This window comes from Bergeyella zoohelcum ATCC 43767, from assembly GCF_000301075.1.
GTDB classification, from domain to species: Bacteria; Bacteroidota; Bacteroidia; order Flavobacteriales; family Weeksellaceae; genus Bergeyella; species Bergeyella zoohelcum.
This window is the reverse complement of record NZ_JH932293.1, coordinates 2,095,031-2,096,491: the sequence shown is the minus strand read 5'-3', so window position 1 is coordinate 2,096,491 and position 1,461 is coordinate 2,095,031. Positions and strand designations below refer to the sequence as shown.

Here is a 1,461-nt window from a genome sequence, read left to right as displayed (position 1 = left end):
TATCGAAATCATCGAAACGAACGGAATCTTTTAATTTTTTCAATCCTTTAATCTTTGAATCATTTAATAATAAATAACAATCGTTTTTAAATTTAAAATTATGAACAAAACAACAATCAAGATCAGTGTGTTAGCGTTCTTAGGTTTTATGACTTATGGCTACGCACAGCAACAGCAGCAAGACCCACACAGGGGTAAAGTAGGGATAAACACCGTAACACCGAGTGCTACAATGGACATTCGCCCAAGTACAGCCAATGCTCAGAAAGAAGCCACCACCAACGAAGGGATTATTGCCCCGAAGCTAAGCAAAACGAGAATTGCTAATATTGAAACTCCCGTAGAAGGTACTTTGGTATATGCTACGGATGCTACTTACTCCGTAGGAAGTGATGCTACAGTAAATAATAGAGTAGCGAAGATTACGGAAAAAGGGTACTATTTCTACAATGGTACTGAGTGGGTAAAAGCGGGGAGTGATGTTACTCAACAAATATGGCAAAAGCAAGCCAACAAAGATATTTTATTGGTGGATAATGATATCCAAAATACAGTAAAATATACGGAAAATGGTGGACTAGTAAATACGCCTAAGATATCGAGAAATATCAATACAGGAAATATCATAGATGGTATTACAGAAGTGGATGTTAAACAAGGAAACAATGGTACTATAGAAAATACAGGTATTTTAAATATTAAATATATAGATGAGGTTCCTTTAAAAAATGGTTCAGATAGTAGAGGGTTAAATGCTAATTTTTTACTTGTTGATGAGCATAACAATAATAATAGTGATAAATTGATCTCAGGTCAGAGAAATATTGTACATGTTAATAAAAATGCAAATAAAAACTATACCTTACTATATGGAAATCTAAATATGGTACAGTATTATAGTCCAGTAAAATCAAATTGGACAGTTGGTGGTTGGAATTTAAATGAAGTGAATAATGGAGATATTACAACAATTACAGGAGCTTTGAATCAAAATTCAATCAAAACAACAGGACAAAATATCAGTTTGATAGAAGGTACAAGATCTCTTAATACTATTACAGGACAAGCTAAGATTAAAGATGTTGTTTCTACAAGGAATATGTTCTATATGCTTAGCACTTCTTCCGATAAAATAACCAATGCCGTAGCGACTAGAAATGATTTTTATGTTTTAAAAGATCGAAGTGGCAGTGTCCCTAATTCAACTATTACTAATATGATAGGTACTCATACTACTTTTTCAATACCAGCAGAGTACAACAATATTACTAATCAATATGGTTTAAAGATAGATGATGTAAATAAAGGAACGCAAATTAACCGTGCTATACATACAGAAGCAGGGCAAATCCGTTTCGGAGATTTACGACATTCGGTTAATACCAATGTAGCAAGTACAGGAGACCGTCCGGTATTCGTAACAGCAGATGGGGTGCTTAAAGTAGGAAACGCTTCTACAGC

General features: G+C 34.0%; 1 pseudogene. It reads left to right on the top strand.

The annotated features are described in order from the left end of the window. Positions 1 to 100: 100 nt before the first annotated feature. Positions 101 to 1,461: pseudogene (locus HMPREF9699_RS11330) on the top strand (hypothetical protein); the annotation flags it as partial.